Below are 21,238 nucleotides of genomic sequence, written 5' to 3' on the forward strand. Positions count from 1 at the left end.
AGGCCCGCGATTCACGCATCTTTCCCGGACACTATGCGCCCGTGATGGTGATGGAAGACGGCCAACGCGTCATTAAACCGATGCGTTATCAATGCCGCATTGCTGGCAAGCCTGCCTCGTACGACATCAAGTATCCCGGCACGTACAACGCTCGGCGCGACAACCTCGAAGGTTTTTGGCGGGCCCTGTTTGGGTACTCACACGGCATCCTCATGGTCAATGCCTTTTATGAGAACGTCAGTCGCGCCAAGATGGAAGGCCGACAACTTGGCGACGGAGAGAAAGACGAGAACGTGGTACTTGAGTTCAAGCCCAACCCAGCTCACGATATGCTCGTCGCCTGCCTGTGGTCCCGATGGTCGGCACCGGGAGAGCCTGCGCTCCTGTCCTTTGCTGCCATTACGGATGAGCCACCACCAGAGGTTGCGGCCGCCGGCCATGACCGATGCATCATTCCAATAAAAGCAGAGAACGTCGATGCATGGCTTAACCCGGACGCTGCGGACCTCTCGACTCAATACGCGATACTTGATGACAGGGACCGGCCGTACTATGAGCATCGACTCGCGGCGTAAGTGCAGCACACAGGGCGAGTCCGCTTGAATTACTTCCTAGCCTGCGCGACCGAAAGTCTTCGGCTCTCATCGCTCGATGTGTTGCCACGGCGACATCTTGTCGCTTTGCGCGAAACGTGCGAGCCGCCTCTGTACTTTCAGCATGGCGCCAACGGGGACGTGCTCCAACTGCCAGTCATGTAGCGCGAGTACATGCTCGATTGCCACTGCGTCAGACTGGTCAATCTTCCAGATGTTCTCCTCCATGCCGCGGGCGCCGCAGCGAGCCAACACCCGTTCAGCTTCCCGGTAGATTTCCAGGTCGGTCGCATGGAACCCCGCCAACTGAAGGTACCAGGTAACGTAGACCACGCGGATGAGGTCGGTCAGTAGTTGGCCGTTTCCACTTCCGGCCTTCAGTGCTTCCAGCGCAAGATGGTGGCGCAATGATTGTGTCCGGGCAGACTTGGCAGTTTGTGGCAACAACGCGACTTTGGTCGCATGCATTCTTCCGGGCGCGTGTCGATTCAACTTTTTTCTATTCATATTGCATAAAACAGAGTTTCCTGATTTTCTGCGCGATTCTATACGGGGCCGCCCAATCTCATTTTTATTTTTTTATGACAAAATTTGCGGCGAAAATCATTAAATCTTCAAATTCATGCCTCTTCGAATAACAAATTCAGGAAGCTACGATGTTTAACATTTCGATGCTGTGAGTTTCATCTGAAATTTTGTAAAATCGCGCGGAGCGCGTCTGCGCTGTCAATCAATAAGAAGAGGCGGTATGGGTGCGCAGGACATAATCACGGCAATTTCCGGGGGGCTCGTTCAACAGAGCCGGCTTTTGAAGCTGGACACACCGTTGGGCAACAATGCCCTGTTGCCACAGCGGGTTGTGGCTCGCGCGCGGCTCGGTCGCCACTACGAATTCACAGTGGATGTCGTTTCGACAACGACGGCTATTGAACTCAAGGAACTGATTGCGCAGCCCGTCACATTATGGGTACAGCAGACCAATGCATCTTATTCGCCGCATCACGGATATGTCCATACCGCGCGCCGTCTTGGTTCGGATGGCGGGCTAACAAGCTTTCAGCTTGGATTTTCGTCATGGATGCACTTCCTGAAATTTCGCAAGGATGCTCGCGTTTTTCAGGACCAAACGGTCGACGAGATTCTCACTGCCGTGTTCAACTGCCATCCTCAGGCCCAAGGCGCGTTCCGCTTTGAACTACAAAAGCCGCTGCCGCAGCGGTCGTTTTGCGTTCAATACGAAGACGACTGGAATTTCTGCCATCGTTTGATGGAATCGGAGGGCCTGTTTGGTTATTTCGAGCAAGGCGACGACGGTAGGTCGCACACGCTAGTTGTAACCGACGATGTGTATTCGCTGAAGCCAATCGAACCGGAAACCGTGCAATTCTCTCGAGCGGGCACGAATACGTCATCTGACGCCTGGGTCCAATGGTCAGGCTCGCGCACGCTGCATAGTTCGTCGTTGTCTACGAAAACGTTCGACTACAAGTCCCCTGGCGACGACAAGTCAACCAACGTACCCACCTTGTCGACACATGGGAATCTTCCCGCCCAGGCTGAGGTGTATGAATACACTGGCGCGTACACGCATCTGACCCAGGACCGCGGCGACCACCTGTCCAAAATCCGGATGGAGGAATGGGAGTCGCGGGCGAAGCGCTTCACGGCCGTCGGTGGCGTGCGAAACATCGATACCGGGAAGTGGTTCGAACTTCAGGGTCATCCCGAACATGACCGGGACGCCCAACAGCAGCGGCAGTTTGCGGTTATTGAGGCTCGCTGGTATATCGAAAACAATCTGCCGGTCTCGGCCACGGCAGATTTGCCGCATAGCCTCAAGACAGAGCTCAAGCAAGTGCGCGCAGCGCATGCAGGCGTCGCAGCCGCGTTCGTTGTGACCCATGTCGACGGGGGCGAAGGTTTTTATCTGGTTGAGGTCGAGACCCAGCGTCGAACGGTTCCATTCCGCAGCCCGCTCAAGCACGTCAAGCCAGTGATGAACCTGCAGACGGCTACGGTCGCCGGACCGACCAATGCCGAGGTTTACACGGATGAGCTGAATCGCATAAAGGTCCAGTTTCACTGGGACCGTCTGAATAGCGGTAATGAAAACGCTTCCTGCTGGGTTCGTGTGGCCTACTCCGACACGGGCGGTGCTTACGGCGGTGTTCATGTACCGCGAGTCGGTGAAGAGGTCATCGTTTCATTCCTCGACGGTGATTGCGACCGGCCCATCGTTACCGGTAGGGTCTTCAATTCTGACAAGTCACCACACTGGCATTCAAACGGACTGTTATCTGGGTACAAGTCGAAAGAGTACGGCGGCGCTGGATACAACCAGATGGTGATGGACGATGCAACCGGCCAGAACCGGGTCCAGTTGTATTCGACCAGTACGAACGCGCATCTGCATCTCGGCTACCTCATAGACCAGGCGGGCAACAACCGTGGGTCGTATCTGGGAAGCGGGTTTGACCTGAAGTCCGACGCTTACGGCGCCGTTCGCGCGGCTCAGGGTTTGTATGTTTCAACGCACCCGGCGAACGGTTCGTCGAGCCAGCCGCTCGATGTTCGTGACACCCAGCAGCAACTCATCAATTCCGAGAGCGTCATGGAGGCGTTGTCAGGCGCCAGCGAGACGCATCAGGCTGAAAGCCTGACGGACGGGCGTGATTCGCTAAAAGCGTTCACCGATGCGACACAAAACAGCGTTTCCGGAACATCGTCAGGAGGAAACACCGCTGGCGGGGGCACTGGCAACGCCAATGCCTTCAAGGAGCCTGTGATGCTGTTCGGGAGCCCGGCAGGCATTGCGCTGTCGACCCCACGCTCTACGCATATTGCGGCCGACCAGCAGGTGAATATCGTCAGCGGGCAAAACACGCATATAGCGATAGGCAAATCATTGGTCGCAAGCGTCGCGCAAGGTATCAGCCTCTTCGTCCAGAACGCCGGCATGAAACTGTTTGCGGCGAAGGGCAAGGTTGAGATTCAGGCGCATTCCGACAACATCGAACTGACAGCACAGAAGACACTTCGATTGCTGTCCGCCACGGAGAAAATCGAGGCAGCAGCGAACCAGGAAATCCTGTTGACCTCGGGCGGCGCATACATTCGTATAGCGGGCGGCAACATTGAAATTCATGCGCCTGGCAACATCGACATAAAAGGCAGCCAGCATTCGTTCAACGGGCCCGCCAGCATCACCTATCCGCTACCAGCGCTGCCAACATCCAAATACGACACTGCTATGCAGTATCTGTATCACGATGATGAGCCGGTCCAGGGCGCGAAATATATAGCAACGCTATCGGACGGCAGCACACGCCAAGGCACCTTGGACGGACAAGGACGGATGAATCTCAAGGATGTCCCGGTGGGGCCGGTCAAGGTTGAACTCGGCCCGGATGCGCGCTCATACGCACGCAAGGACCAGACCAGCAATCCAGACTTCAAAGGCGAGCAACTGTCCGACGCCGACATTGATTCGCTGATTCAAAAGCACGGGGGAGCGTGACAGTGAGCTGGAGCATAGAAGACTTCAAGGCGACCTCGCTGGAGGTTGGACAGTGGTGCTGGGGCACGCTGCAGGGTGCATTCAACGAGAAGCAGACTATTAGCCAGGTCATCACCGACGCTGCAATCGGCATGATTCCCCTGGTGGGTGACGTCACGGCCGTACGCGACCTGTTGTCTGTGGGCATCGGAATGAGTTCGGACCCGCGAAAACGCCAGGAGGTGATGCAGTGGGTCCTGTTCATCGTTCTCATATTCGCGCTGATTCCTGTTGTCGGCGGCGTTATCAAGGGCGTTGGCCGACTAGCATTGCGGGTGGTGGGTGACGCAGCGAAGGATGCTGAACTGCTGCAGGAGGTGGTCCAGTTCCTGAACAGGATGGGACACGGTGATGCGCCCCAGTGGCTGAAGGCTCTCGACGTCGGCAAGTACCAGTCGCAGTTGCTCTCCAAGGTAAAAGATTTTTGTGCGACCGTGCGCCTAGCTATCGAGCGCTCGCTGAAAGCGCGCGTCGGACAGCTTCTGCCCGAGGTCTGGCGGGCGCAACTCGCACGAGTTGGTGATGGGTTTCGCGCTCTGCAGGACCTTGCGGACCAGATGGTTCCGAAGGCTGTCAAGGAACTCGATGCGAAACTGAAGACGCTGCAGAATATGGTCTATCGCGGCGAGATTCATGAAATTGCCACGGGCGGTATGCCGAAGGTGAAGCGCGAGGCCGAGGCGTATCTGGAGGAACGCAAGCTCGCGCGAGAAATTCGCCAGGGGCGCTTCGCTTCGACGGAATGTGCGGCTGATAAGGGTGAGGTCGAAGCGGTAATTCGCAGCAAGTATCAACCAAGAATCGACGAGGGATGGCCGGATATCCTGCAGCGCAGAGGCAAGACCGTCGCGACAGGTGATGCCGAAGTTTTCACGAAACTGGCCACGTTTCATGGTGAAGTTGTCGCAATGGATGCCAATGAATTGGCGGGGAAATCTGTATATCGTGCGTTCGGGAATCCAAGCACGCACGCCCCCGAGGGAAGCATGGCGGCTGGATACAACCAGCCGTCATTTTGGGGTCTGGGCTCAGCGCCTAAGGACGCAGAAGAGTGGCGAGTGCGAGCCGCAGTGCTTGACGAATGGAATGGTAATGGCTTTCTAGCGGTCGTTCATTTTCCCGCTAACCTTGCTCAACGTATGCCTGAGGCGAAGGCATGGGCTGGCCAGATTGCGGAGCAGTTCGGCATCAGGAGGCCTGCTCAATACCTGGAAGGTGGCGGCCGGCAACTCGTCATTGATATGGGAAGATACGCCGAGGAAATTAACACCATTGGAAAACGCGTGAAAGAGACGAACGAAGCGGAGTCGGTGTTGATAGACGGCGTGCGGATGGAATTCTTTCCTACCCATTGGACAAATGTTGAGGACGTGTACGGCTATAGTAAGTTCTCGTCGAGCACTCACAGTGCGGTGAGAACAAGGAGGCTGGCAAGTGATGAAATTCAGACAAAAATGACAAATGCGAAGGCGACAGCGAGCATACGTGTAGATTCCGCGAATGAGGAGCGGCCACAGTGAACTATTCGGTGACGCAGTACGACATGCAGGACGACGGTATCAGACGTCACGTATTCTGGTTGCTAAAGAGGCTGACCAGCCATTCGCTTTGGGCGCGGAAACGCGACGCGTGGGAATTGTTTGCCAACGCCTACGAATCGGCTGTGAAGACGTGGCCGAAGAGCGAGCCCGAACAGATGTCTGCGGACTTGCTCCCGCTCATCTACGAGACGTTAAGCCTGTACAACAAAGGGCTGGAAGAGCTGGCGAAAGGTCGTCGCTTCGTATGGCATGAAGGTCAAGCATTTCGGTTGGCCATTACGAACTACTACACTATCACAAGCTACTTTTATACAAACCCCCGTTACTGGGAACGCGGTCAACAAGAGGCTCCCTATCCGCCGAAGGTGGAGGCCCTAAATCGCCTCATGCGGGCTTCCGAGTATCAAGGCGAGCAATCGGCTCTCGAGGTACCGTATGTTCCGCACCTATCTGCACATTGGCCGTCGCCGGGGGGACTGTTGAACCCAGACGCCTATAGATACGAGTTCTATGAACTCCCTTACCCGGTATTCCCGCATAACTTGCCAGAAGTACCCGTCGGCGCGGGGTTGACTGTGCACTCGGGTCAAGAAATTCCGGTCGATGGCATATGGGAGCCCGTAAAAATTAGTCGCGGCAAGGTGCTAGGACTACTGTCAGTAGGTGAGAAAACGGAAGAAAATAATGGCTGCTTCAACTATTTGGTGAAGGGCACTCACGCGCCCAATATCAAAGGACGGCCTGACCCACTCACCTTGCGGTCTGCCGTCACGAGTACCCATTGGCGTCTATTGTGGGAAGACACGCGATACAAGGATGGTCTGGTTCCGGACGAGTCACAATATTTCCTAGACGCAAGGCGCGAAGAATCGACCGCCGAGCTGGCTGATGTTCCAGATGTCAAGACCGGAGAAATCTGCCCAGTTTCCGGAGTGTGGCGTGCAGAAAAATACGACGATTCGTCTATTCACATAGCCGCAGGAGCGGTGATGCCGGACTTGATGGTCACAGATAACCTGGGTGAGAGGAAAGTGCATTGGGTGACCTGGCACCTGGTCAAGAGAACGTGACAATCTTCCGGGGGGTTAACGCGACGCCGCCAGCAAAGACATTCCTCACGGAGATGAAGCATGGGACGTAGATTTATTGTCCAGGGCGACACGACTGACCGCAACGGGGTCGTGATGGACGGCATCGGTGGGTCATCCCTGGACGGGAAGCCGCTGGCTTACATCGGCGGCGTTGTCAAATGCCATAGCTGCGACAAGGATGGTGTCATCATCACTGACGGTACGCCACATACCGTATCAGTGATGGGTAAGCAGGTTGCGTTGGAAAACGACCTGTGCAAATGCACGTGTAACCCGCTTCCGAAACTCATTGCATCTCAGACACGGGGCTCGCTATCCACTCAATGACGACCGCCGCATCAAAATGACGCATCGGCCTTGTCGGATTGCCAAGACAAAAGGGCCCGGGGCCGTAACCCAGATACCTTCTCGAATAGATGCTCACGGTCCCGCAGAAATATCTGAGAAAAGGACGCTGACCAACTCATCGGTGGTCGCACATAGTTTCAGCCAGGAGAGCCAAAATGTTCAGGATGCTTCCGACTATGAGTCTAGGCCGACGTCTGACTGTATGGTGGTCGTGCCTATGGCGGCAACTGGTGTTCACCTTGCCACTGTGGGGGCTTGGCCTCGGACTTGCCGCCCTATGGGTATTCCAGCGGGACCGAGGGCAGTATCCATCGATTGCATCTGTCCTGATTGCACTGGCTTTGGTTGCGCCAATCTGCTTTGTGGTCTGTCTGCCATTGATTGGTTACACGGTGCGTCGAGGATTTATTGCGCAGAGGCTGACTGCCCCCGACAGTCTGACGTTCTGGCAGTCGGTTATGGTGGGGCTCACGACGACGGGATGGACTATCGTTGCGTCGATACCAGTCAATCTCGCCGTGTCGCCGTTCAGCGGTACGAGCTACGCCCTACCGTGCGAATTGCTGGGACTCGCCGTCGAGGCAGCCGCCGCACTCTACGTTGTTCTTCCGAGGCAAGCGCGCAGGTTGCGCCTGTTGAGTGGTGCGCAGCCGTGAATATGAAGAACAAGTCGCTGCACGGCCTCCCTGCCGGTACCGACAAGAAGGCGTCGATGCAACCGGTACGCACCGTCAGGTCAGGAGACACTTTGTTGCTTCATACGAGCGACTCCATCATTAACGAGGCACCATGGCGTACGATTACCTGACGAATATTCGAATCAACCGTCCACCAACCGAAGACGAGGTCGCGCGGCGGGTTGATGTTCACAAGCCAGTCGTCGAGGAAGCCGCCGACGCATACACCGTGTTCGGGATGAACGATATTTATCTCGAAGTCTGCGACGCTTCTTACTCGCAGATTGGCTGGGGCCTTCTTGCCTTCCTGCTTTGTTTCCCGGCATTTGCTTTCCTCACTGTGGAAGCCGCTCAAAGTGCGATTGTCGATACGCCGGCAATGGTCAGGAACGGCGAACAGGGGATGTTCAGTGCCGGCATGTGGGTCTTCGTTGCAATAACGCTGCTGTGCTGCGTGCTCACCGTCGTGATACTTTTCCGCGATTGTTTCAACTACAGGCACAAGGCCGTGCGCTTCAATCGCCAGACGCGCATGGTGTACGCCTTCCGGCACAACGGGCCGGGCGGAGTAATCGCGGTACCTTGGGACAAGGCGTTTTTCTACCCGCACCGACTGCCGTCCAACGGGCTGGCCGGGGGAGCGCCAACCCTGACGCGCTGCTTTGTGCTTGACGATGCTGGGAAGAGAATCGTCGACACTTTCAGCTTCGGTGCCCGTACGGTCAATGGCGCAGACGAGTCCACTCCAATTGGCAAACAAGTCCTCTATCAGGTTCAGGCCAACTTCGAGTTCATCCGGCGGTATATGGAGCAGGGCACGGGCGCGCTACCGGAGGTCAAGCGGTATCTTCCGCGCGGTCCCTCTCTGCGCGCCTCAATGAGCGTCTGGTTCTACGGCATAGGAGCTGTCGGCAGCGCCGGTGGTGCCATGCGCGTTGTCACCATACTGCTTTCGGGGCCGATATTCCTGCTGTCGATACTGCACTACATCGGGCAACTGACGAGCCGGGAACCAATATGGCCGACCGAGGTAGAGGCCGCCTGCGGCAACTCAGCGTCGGCCGCAATGGCTGAAGCCTGAGGTTGCGTGCGTCGTTTGCTGTCTGAGCGCGCTGCCGCCGTCTCGCCCGGAGTCGCCTGGGTGAACCGCAAGAGCCCGCGTCGTGGCCGCAGTCAGAACGTGAATCCTTGTCATTCGCAGAAACCGAGTGGATTTTCAGCGTTCTGACGGCATTAGCGATTCAGGCAGGCAACCATCTGCGAAATCTTCTCAGCGGTATAGCCAGCCTTCGCTGCAATTTGATTGATGGAGTCGGCCGTAACCTCCGTCCGGATGATTCGGTCATTAGGATTGAATCTGAACGCTGCGTTTCCCAAGACAAGAAAATCGATGGACTCGGTGATACCAGAATAGGCACGTATGTCCGAGTCTGATACGGGGCGCCGGCCGGCAGCGCATCGGTCATTGGAACCGCCGTCAGGTTTAGATACGAACGGTGGCCTCATAGCCGTTTCTTCACCCCGACAGCGTTTGTCCTGGCGTATCGGCCCCGGCTTCTGCGGAATTACGGAGCCATAACGCAGTAATTGGTGCAATGCAATTGACCCTTCGCCGAAGGCTGGCCCCTCGTCGCCGATGACGGCGGTCGTGCCGTGTAAGCCGGAGCCTCCTACCCAAACGAGCTGACCAAGGAGACGTTTGGTCGGTGTGACGGCAATTGGTAAGGCTTCCGAGTCGAGATATTCAGGTGACCCATCAACAAGGTGCCTGAGTGAAGTAGTAGAAACATATGTTTGAATATCTTCTCCAATGACGGACGAGATAATCTTTCCCTTTCTAAGCTGGCCCTTTCCGTTGCCGACAATATGCCCGTCGGGGCACTCAGAGGTCGACCGACCAGTATCCATCGGCAGCACGTCCATCGCAAACACACAAAATTCATCGGTGCCCTTCACGAAACCTGCTGCTTCTGCTTGAAGCAAACCCTTTGTGCACTCTGCATCGCACTTTTCTCGCGCACCATTCTTCCACTTGGCAAGCCCGTTGGCGATATAGGTGAAACCGTGGTTGCCCATAGTATAGGAACTGACACCACCGTCCGGGTTTACAGCAAGCGGGGCGCGAACCGCAATTGACCCGTCCGGAAAATTTCGCGTCGCTAGTTGAACCTTTTGCTCGCCAACCTTCCCGGTTATCGTGCCGGGGACGCCGCAATCCGTTTGCGCGCTCGCGTAGCTTGCGGCGACTGCCAGTGATAGTGTCGCACAGGCCTTCCCCCGCCTCCGGCCACCCCGTGAATTCATAGTTTCCCTCGAAATGATTGGTTACCTGGAATCGGGAGAACAGACCTAACGGGATGACCGATGAAGAAGGTCAGCTTAGAACCAGCTCAACAGACACATTCCTTGATGATAGTCCAACGTCACTCACCACTTTTGCAGAGTCGGGGCTCAATGGCCTTCTTTATGGGAAGGAGAGGTTGCCCCGTTCAGCTACTGCGTTTGCCCATGGGGCCACCGAATGTTTCTTCCGCATTAAACACTTGCTGTGCACGTCTTCGGCTGCGGCAGAATCCAAGTGAAATCACAAGAAAAATATCGTGAGGAGCAAATGCATCGCGGGACCGCATCGCATCGAAAGAAGCTAAGCGTCCGATAAAAATTATCGGAGTATCTACGGCGATGTCAAGCAAAGATTAAACCTATGGCGCATGTTGGCTATGCCCCCTAGTTCATAGAAAATGGTCTGTCTGTCAGCACACAAAAAATAGTCAATAAATACAAGAATAAATGCGCTACGCGAACTAGATTTAACCAGTTGTGCCAGTTTCGTTGCAATGTTCTCCGTGCGACGCGCACCACTCGATTCGCGACTTGCCACCAACCAATTCCGATAGCGGTTCTGATAACACCGCTCGCGCGTTTTCGGGTTCTTTGTCCGACGGAGCCAAAATAGAATGAAAAGAACAATCGTTCTCGCGTGGGCAACTTTGATAGTTACCGGCTGCGCGTCGGATTCATGGCTATATCCGACGTTCAATGCTGACGACCAGCGCACGCTTGTATACGATGGAGCAAAAATTTCCGCTGTCCCGTCTACGGCAGACGATGCTAGAAATATGGTTTTCGGATTGACCGCAAAGCTAAACGAAGCACGCCGACATCGAAGCGACGCCCAAATCGTGGCGCGCGAACTTCTCTTTTACGGAAGTCTCTTGGCAGTGGGCGGGGTAGCCGTCAGCAGCATCGCATTGAGAAACGTTGGCGCCGGCATAGCTGCTGGTAGTGTCGCCCTTAGTAATCACTATGAGCCTGGGGTTCAGGCGACGGCATTCGACCGAGGCGCTCAAAGAATGCGATGTGCCAAAGATTTACTCGACCCAATCGACCCCGCCCTACTGGACGCGCTGCCGGCGGATGCCCGCGATAAAATTCCTGTGCCGACAATGGCACTCTATGCGAGTGTCCCACGCACCGTAAATGTTTATGTTGAACGGGTGAGCCAAGACCTTCGCGTGGCGCTGAATGCCGTGACTCTCAGCGCGCCGTCCCAACAGGATTTGATGTCGTCGGTCAACTCTTATACTGATGCAAAGAAAAAAACTGAGGATGACACAAAGAACCTTAACTCCCTAGTGTCGGCGAAGGTAGAGAGCGCTTTGCTGGCTAACGATACTGCAGCAGTCGCCCTCGCTGCCAGCGCTGCCTCAGCGGCGAAAGCAGCTGCCGACGCCTCGCGTCGGTTGGTCGAGTCTGCATCGATTCAGGGGCAAACGGTCGACAGACAGTCCGATGCTTTCATTCAAGCCACCAAGGCCGCAGACGCCGCGGTGGCCGCTGCTGCGCTGGCCACCTCGGCGACATTGTTGGCGGCGGCTGCAAAGCCTGCAGCATGCGTGCGCCCTCCTCTCAGCGATATTTCACCAACCTCGTCTCTCGAGTATCGAGCATGTGAAATTAGGCGTAAGACACCGGAAGAGCAAGGCGAGTTAGCGCTTGCTTTCGGACAGGCAGTCGGAACACTCTCTGAACAGTTGGAGCTTTGCTTGAAGACCAACCAGCAATAGAAGCCTTCTGTGACTAACAATCATCGAAGAAGACGGTTTTACGTGCGCTAAACGGCGACATATCCCGCCGTTCCTGCCTATGGACTGTTGAACAACTTTAGGTCGTCGTTTAGCGCGAGGAGAACACTGTGAATAGGACTCCAGAAAAGGCAAAAAGAGCAGTCTTTGCGATGGCTGCTATCGTGATAGCGACATCCGTTAACGCGGCTACAGAACAAGGGCTTGGGATTTTGCCGGTGTGCTCGCGGACTTCTCGACCCGTGGGTTTACCGTCTGACGCTCCCCCACCGGCAAAAATGGTGAGTGTCGATTCGCGTTCCGCGCAAGCTACCTCGGTGTTGAACATCACCTACAAAATCGAGGGAGGCGGTATTCACTCATACGATGCTATTACACCCAACTTTGACGGATACGGCTTTTCTTTGGGCCTCGTGCAGTTCAACTTTTCGGGTGAAGCACAGTCCACATTTAAGAAAATTCCCCAGTCAGTGTTCGACGGCACGATGAAAACGTGGGGCAAGACGTTTTACAGCGCGGTCCATGCGAGCTCAACTAAAGCAATCGAGTTGACGAAGACAATGCAGTACCAAGACAAGAAGCATCACAATGCTTGGGTCGTAAAAGACGACGCGCTCATCGAGCTTCGGGCTTTTCTAAACAGCCCTGAATCTCACGACGCGCAGGACGCGTCCATTCACGAGATATACGCTGCCGGATACAGTCGAGCTTTACAGTGGGCCAACGCACGCGGTGAGGTGGCCCCTTCCACGAGAGAGATTGTCTCGTTTGTCGACAATCAGATATTCAGCGGCGGCGACTTGGGCGGCATGTGGCTTCCACAGGCGACGGCGTTTCGCAAGTCATTTCCGGATGATGGGCGGATGGTGGATTTCGTTTCTACTTGGATAGCGTCTTGTCCCCAGAGCGGGGACGCTTTACTGTATGACGCGAAATACGGACAAGCGGACGCTGACGCCTGGAGGAGCAAGGTTCCGGTCGGCGCGTCCCTACCAGATGAACAAGCGTTGCTCTTCGCCGTAGGTTTCTTGAAGGCATTGTCCGCCAATGGGCCCAAACTTAAGCCAAAGGACGCGGGCATTTTCAAATCCCAAGTCCTGCAACGCCGGGGGATGATGGCGTTGGGCGCGGGTACAGCGAACGGCGTCGCTTGGCCTGGCACGGCTCAACAGCTCAAAAGGCACCCGGCGCCACAAGGTCACAATACTTCGAACCAACATTCTGGTGCCGTCCTTTAGCCGCCTTAGTTACCTTGATTGAAAAGATTTGGACCACCGTCCAGCATTGACGCCTGGACGGCATAGCAGCGTATTCGAAGCCGCAGCCGATGTCTCATCGCGCTGGTGATAACGGTTGATTACAAGTTCGACGCATCGTTGGACACAAGGTCTTTCTCAACGCTTATTCTTTGTTACAGCGCTCACCTGAACGCGCCACGCGAGTTTGCGAATGCACAACTTCTTCGTCACCGGACCAGACACGTTTCAGCTACCACTTACTCGAAATGCGTGAGCGCCTCATACGCCGTGACGACATCAGAGCACCAAACCAGCAACCTCTCGCCATAGCTTCGTCGCCGCGGACACTAAGCCACCCATATCGCAAGTCCGTGCCGTCGTCGTTCCGTTTGTGCTTACTGCTGTGCTCTTCGTTATGTGAAAGGTCCCGCTGGCAAAGACTCGAAGGCGGTGCGCGCAACTTGCGCGGCCGACACGCGCCGGGCGTCGACGATGCGAACGAGGTATGGTCAATCGCGTCTTTGTTCCCGCGCCGCCTAGGGCCATGACTCAGGTTTGCGCCCGAAGGCGAACCAGCGCATTCCACACAGCGCCGTTGTCACTTATCCGCGACTCGTCGTATATGGTTTCGAGGGTCCTGCAAATTGTCACCCTCGCGGTCCTCCAGACCGCTGCTACGCCCGTGAACAGCTCAGCAATACTGGCGTAGGCCAGAGCGGTTTCATCGCTGCGACTGAACGTGATGCAAGCCTCTAGCAGTTCGTTGAGCTTTCGTGCACGTTCGTCTACCCCATCAACATTAACGGCTGTCCCATTACCCTTAAAACGGTCGCCGAGCGCTTCGGCAAGCTGTAACAATTGCGCTGTGAAGGCTGCTTGAGTATCACCATTGCCTAGTAGCCTTACGCAACCGGCAAAGCAACGCCAAGCGATGAGGACGTCCGTTCCGAGTTCAGCAAGAGAAATTAGCCGAGCGTTCGCCACTATCTCGACGAAGCGCTGCCGGTTAGCCGCGCTCAGCCCCATCCGAGCCAACGTGTACAGGTGAACCCACAGCATCGGATTGTCGGTTGAAGTCTCGAATGCCTGAATTAGTTCGTTTTCAAAGTCGTCAGAGAGCGTTGACGGCAAGTCAAACGACTCCACGCGAACCGTCGAATCGACGCGCAAGAACGATTCAAGGCAATTCGGAGACAACTCGCGTGATGCAATGAGCCAGGGATTGGCATGGTTGTTGACTCGAGTCAACGTAAAAGCCTGCTCCCGTTGCTCCGCCGAAAGCAGCGAGCCGCCTTGTGCGCCTTGCAACACGTAGTTCATGCCGCCGTAAAACAACACTACGCCAACAAAATTATTGGGAGACGCACAATCCAAGGACCGAGTGAGCCCGCCGAAAGCGGTATCCGCCGACATTGCGCCGCGCGTCTTCGCAAAGTGCTCGCGAATTTGCGTTTCCATGTCGAGATTGCGGTTGAGTATGCACATCAGGCGCGCCGCATGGTACCAAGTCGTGACCAACTGCTCTTCGACGGTCTTGCTTCGCCACTCCTGCATCTCATGCGCGTGAGTCTCCGACCACATTAACAATGGGCCCATTGCGTCGGCCAAGCCGTTCCAGCGGGACAGCACGTCGGTTGCCATACGTGAGCCCAGCGCTCTAACGTCGGCGGGCAAACCTTCGCATTTCAGCAATGCGAATGCGTGAAGAAAATGCAGTGGAGAGCGTGCAGCGAGTTCGGCGAAACCTGCGTATGCAGACCTCTGCGTTTCGGGCGGACTTGCCCCAAAACGCTCGACAAAAACGTGCGGCAATGGCACGGGAAGACAGCCCAAGCGAAGGAACGCTTCCTCAAGCCCGCAGTCCGTCAGCAGAGCGTCCGCTGCTATAGCCAACCTGTCCGAAAACCGCGCGCTGCCTGCCTCGAGGCGTAGGTGTCTGAATACTTGCTCCGGCCGGGGGGGGGCGCATTTTGCGAGGGGAACGCTGTGGTTCTCGTCGAGTTGGTCTTCAATTTCCTTGTAGCGGAATGGAAGACCCTGCCTTCTAACTTCGTCGAGCGCCTCGTATCGCTTAGCCTCGGACTTGATTTCAACAATCGCTTCCATGGCTGCTTCACGCTCTGCCTGGCTGCGGTCGAACCAAGCGAGGTGTTCGTTCAGAAACGAGCGGATTTCGCTTTCATTCCTGCACTCAAAAAGAAGAAAGGCACGGTCGTTGATTTGAGCGGTCTTTTCCTTGCACTTGATTGCGACGGCTCCTGGGGGTTCCATAGGTTGGAACGTGACTATATCGGTTGATTCGTGCGCCTTTGCTCGGGACATGCCATGTTGGATGGCTCGGCGAACCGCCGGGATAAAGCGGTCCTGCTGTAGTTGGATTTCACCTATATGGACGACTTTGACGATTTTGGTCATCAGGCTCCGCCGCAAGCTGGGGTCAGCGAGCAGTCGGTCACGGAGTTCCTCGGGCAGGAGGTCGAGCGCCTGACGAAGATAGGCGGCGACAATTTCGTTCGAATACTGCTTGTCTTTCGGTGGTGCATCGTGGGCAAGGACACCGACGAGCAAAATCGTGAATTGTGCGACGAGATGATTGGCCAGCAGTTGGTCAGCGTGAAATCGGTTCTTGATAGCACAGTCACTGAGCCACTGCGAGTATGCCTTTTTTCGCGATTCCGAATGTCCAATCGCGAGCTGTATGATGGTACTCAAGGCAGCACTGAAAGTGACCGCAGTGAACGTTGCCAATGAATCTTGGTCCCCCTTGATTGATGGATGGTCCCCCAACGGACGTTCCATCCGAAGCTGTGACCAAATCCACGTAGCCCAAGCTATGCATTGCTCGTCGGTATGCGTTTTCGACGACCACACCTTTGTTAGGCACTCGTCCGTGAGACGACGGGTCGCAATGAAGACATTTATTTCATCGGGCCGGTCGCTTTTGATAGCCGGAAAGTCGCCAACTTTCAGGCGGGATTCCTGAAGCGCAACGCGAGCGAAGTACCGTCTGAGGACAGACAACGCATGGGTTTCTACAACCAGGCCATTGACGATGGCTGCCCGCTCAAGATGGAAAAGGACCTCCTCCGCCTCTATCGGCAGGAACATTGCGTTGGCACTGCGCAGGTGAAGCAGCTTCGCGAAGTAGTCGGAGTCCGAAAATGCGCGCGACTTTCTGAGCTCTCGTAGGAGTTCATAGATGCCGACCACTGGGGCCACGCCAAACCTTGGATATCCCGAAACAAATCGGTCATCGCAGCAAAACACTGCGTTGATATCAGGCTCACAACGGAGGAACTCGAGTAGCCCGCGAATCTGCATGGAATAGCTTGCGTACGTTTCCTCGTTGTTCTCGGCGTGTCCTGCGCGCCCTTTCGCCGTCTGGTAGCTGCCGTCCAGGAATCGATTTGCTATGTGGGCTCGGAGCTCGTTAACTACTTTCAGTACTTCTCGCCGCTCATGCGCGGCACGAACGTTTTGCGCGAGCACAGTCGCGAATTCGGCGTCAACCAGGACCGCGAAGGTCTTCAGAACCGCCTGTAGCGAACACTTGAATGCAAGTGTACCGAGCGTGCCCGCGCGAAAGTGCAACCGGGCGCCTGATGGCGGAACCGGCAACTCGGCCTCGACCGGACCAGCGTCAAAAACTGCATCCTCGAATTCCGCTGCGTCAATCTGACCGGCTTGCCGGAGCCCTTCCAAGACGCTCGTGAGTGTGGCGCGATGACTGTCCTCCGGCACGGATTCTGAGTCGTCCGCAACGACAGTCCACGCCCTAAAATCATCATCGGAGGGTAGCAACTTGGAGCCAGTATTCTGGGGCTGCGTCCAAATGCCGATAGAGTCAGTTTTCAGGGCTTCAGCGATGGCCGTCTCGACTTCAAGCCTCTTGGGTTGAGGATGCTCCAGCGAATCGGCGAAGGTCAAAAGCTGTCTCTGAACGCACTGCGGGACAATCACCGCGGCGACCGCAGAGTCAATAGCCTCCAAAACCCCTAGCTGCTTCGCCAGCAGCAAAGACGAGACGTCGATATAGAGGTGCCAATCCTTAAATGCTACCCCGGTATCGAAATCGACAGTCCGCGCGCCGTGCCGAATCATTAACGGCGGCCGCTCATCGTTGTCTTGCGAGGCCACCGAGCCGATGTAATACCGCCCACTGAAATCAATGTCGGCGGGCTGCGCCGCGACATGAAATGGCATTGCGCCATCAAGATAGGCGTTCCATAGGTTGACCTGAGTCTGAGCGCGCGCAGTTTGGAGTTGTCGAAATTCCTCGAAGGTCATCATCCGAAACCGACCGTCGTTCGACTTGGCCATCAGCGTGGCGATTGCGGACTCGAAGACAGTGGCCTCTCTATCCATTCCGAGTCGAATAGCCTGGACGTGAGCCTCAATGGCGAATTCTTCGGGCACGCCCATCGCTCCAGCATGTTTCAGCAGCTTACGGGCTAAGTCCCTGTCTTCGAGCGCTACTACGCGAGCCCAGCGAAGAGCATCACTGGGCGGCAATTCGTTCTTCGATATCTCATCACGGATGACTGGAAGGGCACCGCGTATATCGCCAAATCTCAGCCGGATATCCGCGGGCAACATACGCTCCCGGATTCCGTCGAATTCCGAGGACAACGTTTCTGCCGCCTTCAGGGCCTGTCGGTGCTGACCTTGTTCAGCAAGGGAATGAGCTTCGATAGTGGCCAGATTTCGGGGAAACTTCCGATGAGGGAAAGCTGCCCGATTCGTTTTCAGTACAGTTAGTGCCAACGCAGCGTTTCCCGTATTGAACGCTGCGTGTGCTGCAATTTCAATGGCTGATGCCGTCTCAAACTTGATGAGCAGTTGGACGTAACGACCGAGAAATTCCCAGCGACTCGCAGCAGCAAGTCGTGACGCCGCTGCGAGCAACGCGACTGAACGTGCATCCCGGGTCGCCAGACTGGAAAACAGCGATTCAAGCTCTTCCCAGGCTAAACCGTCCGATACATCGCTGACCATTGCAAAGATTCGGCGCTCAACGCTGGCATTGTCTTGGCCCGATGTAGTGCCTGAATCGGTCGAGGACGGCTCGAGAAACCCTACGCGCGCGCCGTATGCTGCTCGTTGCGCTTCATTCTTGAAGAGCTCGCGGTTTGACTGCAACACTTCCTTTGCGCCAAGGTCGTCCGAATCAAGTGTCAAAAGCCAACTGTAGGCCAGCACATGAGCAGCATCTTTGTGGGTTCCCTCCGCGACAACACGTAACGCCTCACGACTACGTTTCTGGTCAAATTTCAGGCCACGCGTGAGAGCCCAACTGATGACCTCAGGGCTTCCTGGGTGAGCGTCGAGCAGTCGGTCGCAACGTGCTTGCGCCGACAAGAAACCTTCGACCAGATTGCATTCACACGCCAATGCCCACAATTCATCGTAGGAGCCAACAGGTGACTCCCGCCGCTCGATGGCGAGACTGTCAAACGTTGCCAACGCTTCGCTTAGGAGCGCTTGGTTCGCGTCGTCTTGGCGCACAAGTTCGGCTGCTATGGGCGCTGGGTTGGCGAAGTGCTCATCCCCCACGACCTTTGACAACGCATTCGCGTAGCGAATAATCGCACCGGCGCGTCTCACAATGAACCAGCGAGGCGCACGCGCTTCCGCTCGCCGTATCTCTGCCAGAGCGGCAGTGCGTTTCCCACGGAACAGTAATAGAAACGCACGTAACCTCGACGCTTCGATTGTAGGCATGCCGTCAACGGGTGGGAGCCGGTCGAGGATGTGCTCAGCGTCACCCAGACGCCCTGCCTCGAGCAACAGTGCAACCTTCATCTCCTGAGCGTCTGATACAGATACGTGCTCGAGAAGCTGAAGCGCTTGTTCATGGTCCCCTTGGTGGGCCGTCAAAAGCGCCTTGAACGTCACGGCGCCCTCGCTGGAAATGGCGTCGGCCTCCCTTGCGAACACAGTCGCCGCGCCGATATCTCCTTCCTGGAGCTTTGCAGACGCCAGATACCGCAAGCATTTGCTTCTGACATGTGGCGCGATGCTCGACCAATGGGTGCTGGTCCTCATCTTTTCGAGCTCAAGGACAATGCCGCCCGGGTTTTCTTCGCGCAGTCGCGCCTTTAGCGAATCAAGTTTGCTATCCACCTCAGAGCTCAAAGCAGAAGCAAGCGGTGCTACGGTGTTCGTGACCAGGTCAAGGACCGCACTCTGGTCGGCAGCGACCGCATTGGCGCCTACGGGAACGTCACCACAGAGGACGTTGGCCCAATAACCGCCGAGAAACTGCGTGACGATTCCGCGTTGGAATCTGAGCTTTTCTTGGAATTGCCGCGGCCCCCAAACCTCGTATTCCATTCCCAAGGCGTGGAAGAGCTTTTTCTGCGTAAAGACGGCGTCGGAGGTGCCGCGCCCATGAACGGGCGACGCAACGGCGAGAATGAAACGTCGGACATTCCGTTCTTTCCAGAACGATTCATGATACTTGAGGAAGTCGTTCGACCAATCCTTAATCTGGCTCGCGATGATTTTTCCGTAGCATTTCGATGAAGCGACGGCTATCGCGAATTCGCCCCGAAGGTCGCCGTACGAATCCGCACCAAACTGCTTCTCGCCGTCGTCATGAAACAAATCCGCGGTTTTGATGTCGGGTTCATGACCCAGTACGGCACATGTCAACTCTTCAAACTGCTTCGATTCCATCTTCGAGAAGTCTGGTGGGTCTCCACGGTTTGTGCTCGGGACGATTGTGGTGCGGGAGGAGTCTTCGGTCATCCTGGTGTCAGGGCGGGTTGTCTTTCTTCGAAGGATATTAAACGACACCGGCGTTTTTTAGCGCGACGGGCCGTCGAAAGCACTGAAAAAACTAGGACTTCTGTCGTATATTCAACCGCGCCAGAGCCTTCCACAGAAAGACGCCCCTAGCGGGGCATATCGAAGCAAGCTGCGCGCTAGCTCGAATCGCCGTACTCGTCTGGCGTCCACCGGTTGTCACCCGGGCACAGCGTAAAGAGCTTATGCCACAGCGCTTCGTTCACCCCTGCCACGAGCAGGTTGCGCCACGCCTGCGCGCACGTGCTGGCGTAGGTTTAGCCTTTTTCCTTTCGTTCGTGGCATATTGCGACCACATTTATGAGGAGGCCACTTTATGGCAACGACTTTGGAAGCAATCACTGCGCGAATGAAGAAGCTGCAAGCACAGGCCGACGCGTTGGCGACAAAAGAAACCGCAAAGGTCTTGAAAACCATTCATGAGTTGATGGCAAAGCACGGCCTGACGGCGGCGGACATTGATGTGCAAGCTGGCGGCACGCAACGTACGAAGAAGGTCGGAGCGAAGTCTGTCGGCAAGAGCGGTGTTGTTGCGGCCAAGTATCGCGACCCAAAAAGTGGCGCGACTTGGACCGGACAGGGCCGCGCTCCCCAGTGGATTGCAAGCGCGAAGAACCGAGACAGATTCCTGGTTGTGGGAGATACGGCGACAACGAAACCGGCGTCTGTTAGCAAAGCGAAGGCTGCTGGCAACTATGTCCGTGGCCCGCAGCCTGCGATGTACCAGGACCCAAAGTCGGGCGCAACGTGGAGCGGGCGCGGACGCGCACCGGCGTGGATTGCAGGTGCAAAGGATAGGACCAAGTTTTTGATTGCAGGTGCCGCTGAAGCGACTGCTGCGACGACCACGGGTGCTGTGAGCAAGGCGAAGGCTGCGGTCAAGAAGACATCGAAAGCTGTTGGCGCGACCGGTAGTAAGAGCCAACACAAAGGTCCGCAGCCGGCGATGTACCTTGACCCTAAGAGCGGGGCGACATGGAGCGGTCGCGGGCGCGCGCCGGCTTGGCTTGCTGGAGCCAAAGACCGGTCCAAGTTTTTGATTGGCGGCGCTGCGGCGGTGGGCGATGCGAAACCGGCGGTCAAGAAGGCTGTTGCGAAGAAGACCGCTGCCAAGAAGGCCGTGAGCGCGAAGGTTCCGACTAAGAAGGCACCGACGAAAAATGCGCTGCGCAAGAGCGTAGCTGTGCCCGCTTCGGTGGCCACAGTCGAGCCGAGCGCCGAGTTGACGACCTAAACGTAGTTGTCAGGTGCCCGGTGGACCAGCATTCTTCTGGTTTCACCGGGTACACCGAGCCGACGATG

General features: G+C 56.1%; 13 protein-coding genes. 10 read left to right on the forward strand and 3 right to left on the reverse strand.

Annotated features, from left to right (window positions below; all coding sequences use genetic code 11):
- Positions 1-575 (forward strand): SOS response-associated peptidase family protein (locus PQR67_RS35590; RefSeq protein WP_408467475.1); only part of this gene is annotated, 575 nt, incomplete at its 5' end.
- A gap of 66 nt (positions 576-641) precedes the next feature.
- Here PQR67_RS35590 and PQR67_RS35595 read toward each other — a convergent pair.
- Positions 642-1,061: a hypothetical protein gene (locus tag PQR67_RS35595; RefSeq protein WP_408467476.1), complete on the reverse strand. Its 420-nt coding sequence runs from the start codon at positions 1,059-1,061 to the stop codon at positions 642-644.
- 280 nt (positions 1,062-1,341) lie between these two features.
- On the opposite strand from PQR67_RS35595, the gene PQR67_RS35600 reads away from it, so the two are divergent.
- From PQR67_RS35600 to PQR67_RS35625, 6 genes are all read left to right on the forward strand, one after another.
- A complete protein-coding gene (locus PQR67_RS35600) occupies positions 1,342-4,110 on the forward strand; it encodes a type VI secretion system Vgr family protein (protein WP_408467477.1) in 2,769 nt (922 codons plus the stop codon).
- Positions 4,111-4,112: 2 nt separating this feature from the next.
- A complete protein-coding gene (locus PQR67_RS35605) occupies positions 4,113-5,669 on the forward strand; it encodes a hypothetical protein (RefSeq protein WP_408467478.1) in 1,557 nt (518 codons plus the stop codon).
- Complete coding sequence (locus PQR67_RS35610) at positions 5,666-6,760, forward strand: Imm72 family immunity protein (protein WP_408467479.1); 1,095 nt, start codon at positions 5,666-5,668, stop codon at positions 6,758-6,760. The genes PQR67_RS35605 and PQR67_RS35610 overlap by 4 nt, the downstream gene beginning before the upstream one ends.
- Before the next feature lie 60 nt (positions 6,761-6,820).
- Positions 6,821-7,108 (forward strand): PAAR domain-containing protein, encoded by a 288-nt coding sequence (locus tag PQR67_RS35615; protein WP_408467480.1) that lies wholly within the window; start codon positions 6,821-6,823, stop codon positions 7,106-7,108.
- 197 nt (positions 7,109-7,305) lie between these two features.
- Positions 7,306-7,785, forward strand: a complete 480-nt coding sequence (locus PQR67_RS35620) for a hypothetical protein (RefSeq protein ID WP_408467481.1) — start codon at positions 7,306-7,308, stop codon at positions 7,783-7,785.
- A 133-nt stretch (positions 7,786-7,918) separates the two neighbouring features.
- Positions 7,919-8,887, forward strand: coding sequence for a DUF6708 domain-containing protein (locus PQR67_RS35625; RefSeq protein ID WP_408467482.1), 969 nt, complete (start codon positions 7,919-7,921; stop codon positions 8,885-8,887).
- Between the two features lie 152 nt (positions 8,888-9,039).
- Here the strand turns inward: PQR67_RS35625 and PQR67_RS35630 are convergent, their stop codons facing one another.
- Positions 9,040-10,110: a hypothetical protein gene (locus PQR67_RS35630; RefSeq protein WP_408467483.1), complete on the reverse strand. Its 1,071-nt coding sequence runs from the start codon at positions 10,108-10,110 to the stop codon at positions 9,040-9,042.
- 653 nt (positions 10,111-10,763) lie between these two features.
- Here PQR67_RS35630 and PQR67_RS35635 point away from each other — a divergent pair.
- Both PQR67_RS35635 and PQR67_RS35640 read left to right on the forward strand, forming a co-directional pair.
- Positions 10,764-11,873: a hypothetical protein gene (locus PQR67_RS35635; RefSeq protein ID WP_408467484.1), complete on the forward strand. Its 1,110-nt coding sequence runs from the start codon at positions 10,764-10,766 to the stop codon at positions 11,871-11,873.
- 128 nt (positions 11,874-12,001) lie between these two features.
- On the forward strand, positions 12,002-13,129 hold the full coding sequence (locus PQR67_RS35640; RefSeq protein WP_408467485.1) for a hypothetical protein: 1,128 nt from the start codon (positions 12,002-12,004) through the stop codon (positions 13,127-13,129).
- Between the two features lie 549 nt (positions 13,130-13,678).
- Here PQR67_RS35640 and PQR67_RS35645 read toward each other — a convergent pair.
- Positions 13,679-19,879 (reverse strand): hypothetical protein, encoded by a 6,201-nt coding sequence (locus tag PQR67_RS35645; RefSeq protein WP_408467486.1) that lies wholly within the window; start codon positions 19,877-19,879, stop codon positions 13,679-13,681.
- Between the two features lie 373 nt (positions 19,880-20,252).
- Here PQR67_RS35645 and PQR67_RS35650 point away from each other — a divergent pair, with 373 nt between their 5' ends.
- The gene (locus PQR67_RS35650; RefSeq protein WP_408467487.1) at positions 20,253-21,170 is read left to right on the forward strand and encodes an H-NS family nucleoid-associated regulatory protein; all 918 of its coding nucleotides are present in this window, start codon (positions 20,253-20,255) and stop codon (positions 21,168-21,170) included.
- Positions 21,171-21,238 lie beyond the last annotated feature (68 nt).

Source organism: Paraburkholderia fungorum (assembly GCF_046026025.1).
GTDB lineage: Bacteria > Pseudomonadota > Gammaproteobacteria > Burkholderiales > Burkholderiaceae > Paraburkholderia > Paraburkholderia fungorum_E.

Coding starts and splice junctions, on each gene's coding strand:
- PQR67_RS35635 (WP_408467484.1), top strand. CDS start 10,764: ATGAAAAGAACAATCGTTCTCGCGTGGGCAACTTTGATAGTTACCGGC.
- PQR67_RS35650 (WP_408467487.1), top strand. CDS start 20,253: ATGGCAACGACTTTGGAAGCAATCACTGCGCGAATGAAGAAGCTGCAA.
- PQR67_RS35615 (WP_408467480.1), top strand. CDS start 6,821: ATGGGACGTAGATTTATTGTCCAGGGCGACACGACTGACCGCAACGGG.
- PQR67_RS35625 (WP_408467482.1), top strand. CDS start 7,919: ATGGCGTACGATTACCTGACGAATATTCGAATCAACCGTCCACCAACC.
- PQR67_RS35630 (WP_408467483.1), bottom strand. CDS start 10,110: ATGAATTCACGGGGTGGCCGGAGGCGGGGGAAGGCCTGTGCGACACTA.
- PQR67_RS35620 (WP_408467481.1), top strand. CDS start 7,306: ATGAGTCTAGGCCGACGTCTGACTGTATGGTGGTCGTGCCTATGGCGG.
- PQR67_RS35600 (WP_408467477.1), top strand. CDS start 1,342: ATGGGTGCGCAGGACATAATCACGGCAATTTCCGGGGGGCTCGTTCAA.
- PQR67_RS35595 (WP_408467476.1), bottom strand. CDS start 1,061: ATGCATGCGACCAAAGTCGCGTTGTTGCCACAAACTGCCAAGTCTGCC.
- PQR67_RS35645 (WP_408467486.1), bottom strand. CDS start 19,879: ATGACCGAAGACTCCTCCCGCACCACAATCGTCCCGAGCACAAACCGT.